This window comes from Roseateles sp., assembly GCF_031397715.1.
GTDB lineage: Bacteria > Pseudomonadota > Gammaproteobacteria > Burkholderiales > Burkholderiaceae_C > Paucibacter_A.
The window spans coordinates 1-2,649 of record NZ_JANNMI010000378.1 but is presented as its reverse complement, the minus strand read 5'-3'; the positions used below and the strand labels follow the sequence as shown (position 1 = coordinate 2,649).

The following is a 2,649-nucleotide window of genomic DNA, read 5'->3' as shown; positions in this document are numbered from 1 at the left end:
GAGATCAGCTCCAAGCCTTCGGGCGTACGAATCAAGGCGCGACCTTCGCCTTCTTGGGGCAGCGCATAAAAATCGCCGACCTCGGGGATGGCCAAGGCGTGGCCAAGGTAGCGGGGGCCGTTCTGGAAGAGTTGCTCCTGTTCCTGGCGGAACAGCCCCTCGTCAAAATATGAACTTACCGGTAATTGCGTCTTGCTGCGTTCAAGAGCTGAGAGGGAAATACTCAGGTCGGACATGATCCAGTCGGTTCTCCGCGAATCCAGCCGCCGCGCCCCCGACACCCCGCTGGCTTGCGCAGGCAGGTGTTTGCACGGCTGGCCCGTTTGCGAAACGGAAAGATTCTTGTGCCGGCCTTGCGTCAATCAGGTACCGGGTTCGCAAAAAAGGAAGTTGGAGAGTCTGCAAAGCACAATCCAGAAAGGGAAGAATTGTACCCAGTGGGGAAAACACCGTGTTGCGCGCTGTCAATACGGCCATTTGGGTGAGCGTGGCGGGCTTGTGACAGTCGCCGCAGGCTCACTGACTACAATCGTTGCTTTTGCAGAAGTAAATGAGCAGAGGCAGCAGCCCCCAAAGCCGCAGCGAAAGACGCTGCGGCCAACAGCGATGAGCACACGCTTGCGGGGCGAGGCGGCGCGTAGCTGCCGCTGGATCAGTGATTTGAGAAATACCGACGGGGCGCAGAATTGCTTGGATTCTGTCGCGCGCGCCTTCAGGCCATAGAACAACAAGTCAAGGTGCTGGAGGGCGGGGAATTGAAACAATGGGGAGAGTCCTGAACGTGGAAACCGGTGAGTTTGAAGAGTGGATGCAGCGATCGCTCGCGGCATGTGAAGCGGCGCTGGATGCTTTTGTGCCGATCGATGCGCCCGTAGGCTTGGGCGTCGCCATGCGTTATGCGGTGCTGGACGGCGGCAAACGGTTGCGCCCTTTGTTGGTGCTGGCGACCTGCGAGGCGGTCGACGGTGACCGCGAAGCTGCCATGCGCGCCGCCTGCGCGGTGGAGTTGATCCATGCCTATTCGCTGGTGCATGACGACATGCCCTGCATGGATGATGATGTGCTGCGTCGAGGCAAGCCGACCGTGCATGTGCAGTTCGGCGAAGCGCAAGCAATGTTGGCCGGCGACGCTATGCAAGCCTTGGCCTTTGATGTCTTGACGCCCGACAGCGGGGTGGCGCCCGCCCTGCAAGCGCGGCTCTGCGCCTTATTGGCCCGCTCTGCCGGGCATGCCGGCATGGCCGGCGGGCAGGCCATTGACTTGGCCAGCGTGGGCCTAAAACTCGATGAAGCGACCTTGCAAGACATGCACAGGCGCAAGACCGGCGTCTTGCTGCAGGCTAGCGTGATGATGGGCGCGGCCTGTGGCGCCACGTCTGCGCAGGCCACCGCAGCTTTGGCCGAGTATGGCGCGGCCTTGGGCCTGGCGTTTCAAGTGGTCGATGATATTTTGGACGTCACTCAGGACTCCGAGGTTCTGGGGAAAACGGCGGGCAAGGATCAAGACGCCAACAAACCGACCTATGTCAGCGTGTTGGGTTTGGCGTCTGCGCGTCACTTGGCGCAGCAGCTGCGCTGCCAAGCTCAGCAAGCGCTGTCCGATAGCGGCCTGAGAAATACCGTATGGCTGAGCTTGTTGGCCGATATGGTCGTCGAGCGCGATAACTAAGGGCTGGCCCAGCGATGAAATACCCGCTTCTGCGAACCATAGACAGCCCAGCCGATCTGCGCCGCTTGCCGCGCACCGAGCTGGTCAGGCTGGCCGGTGAATTGCGCGCCTATGTGCTGGATACCTTGTCCAACTCCAAGGTCGGCGGCCACTTGGGCTCGAACTTGGGCACGGTCGAATTGACGGTCGCGCTGCACTATGTGTTCAACACACCGGAGGACCGGCTGGTTTGGGATGTGGGTCACCAGACCTACCCGCACAAGGTTTTGACCGGCCGGCGCGACCAGCTGTCAACCATCCGCCACCTCGGCGGCATCAGCGGCTTCCCGCGCCGCGATGAGAGCCCCTTTGATACCTTCGGCACTGGCCACTCCAGCACCTCGATTTCGGCCGCGCACGGCATGGCCATGGCCGCCAAGATCAAGGGTGAAGACCGCCGCGCTGTGGCCATCATTGGCGACGGCTCAATGACGGCCGGCATGGCGTTTGAGGCGCTCAACAATGCCGGCGTGCCGCATGGCGGCTTGCTGGGCAATATGCTGGTGATTCTGAACGACAACGATATGTCGATCAGCCCGCCTGTCGGCGCCTTGAACAAGTATCTGGCCCGGCTCTTGAGCGGCAATATTTACACCACGGCCCGTGAAGGCGCCAAGTCGGTGTTGAAGAACACGCCGCTGTATGAATTTGCCCGCCGCTTTGAGGAGCACACCAAGGGCATGGTCGTGCCGGGGACGATTTTTGAAGAGTTCGGCTTCAACTATGTGGGCCCCATCGATGGCCACGATCTGGATGCCTTGATCCCGACGCTGGAGAATCTACGCGCCAAAAAAGGCCCGCAATTCCTGCATGTGGTGACTAAAAAGGGTCAGGGCTATACATTGGCCGAGGCCGACCCGGTCAAGTACCACGCCGCACCCGGTCGGTTCGATCCTGCCGTGGGCTTTGTCAAATCGGTCACGCCGGCCAAGACCTCGTTC

At 60.9% G+C, this 2,649-nt stretch carries 2 protein-coding genes and 2 pseudogenes; 3 read left to right on the top strand and 1 reads right to left on the bottom strand.

The window, feature by feature from the left end; genetic code table 11:
* Positions 1–236 (bottom strand): annotated as a pseudogene (locus tag RMO57_RS16395) (aromatic ring-hydroxylating dioxygenase subunit alpha); the annotation flags it as partial.
* Between the two features lie 426 nt (positions 237–662).
* Between RMO57_RS16395 and RMO57_RS16390 the strand changes: the two are divergent.
* The 3 genes and pseudogenes from RMO57_RS16390 to RMO57_RS16380 all read left to right on the top strand — a co-directional run.
* Positions 663–779 (top strand): annotated as a pseudogene (locus tag RMO57_RS16390) (exodeoxyribonuclease VII small subunit); the annotation flags it as partial.
* Positions 764–1,669 (top strand): polyprenyl synthetase family protein, encoded by a 906-nt coding sequence (locus tag RMO57_RS16385; protein WP_414896445.1) that lies wholly within the window; start codon positions 764–766, stop codon positions 1,667–1,669. The pseudogene RMO57_RS16390 and the gene RMO57_RS16385, both read left to right, overlap by 16 nt.
* Positions 1,670–1,683: 14 nt before the next feature.
* On the top strand, positions 1,684–2,649 hold a 966-nt coding region (locus RMO57_RS16380), incomplete at its 3' end, for a 1-deoxy-D-xylulose-5-phosphate synthase N-terminal domain-containing protein (protein WP_310388408.1).

Excerpts from the sequence above, each read along its gene's own strand:
- RMO57_RS16385 (WP_414896445.1), top strand. The coding sequence starts at position 764 with ATGGGGAGAGTCCTGAACGTGGAAACCGGTGAGTTTGAAGAGTGGATG.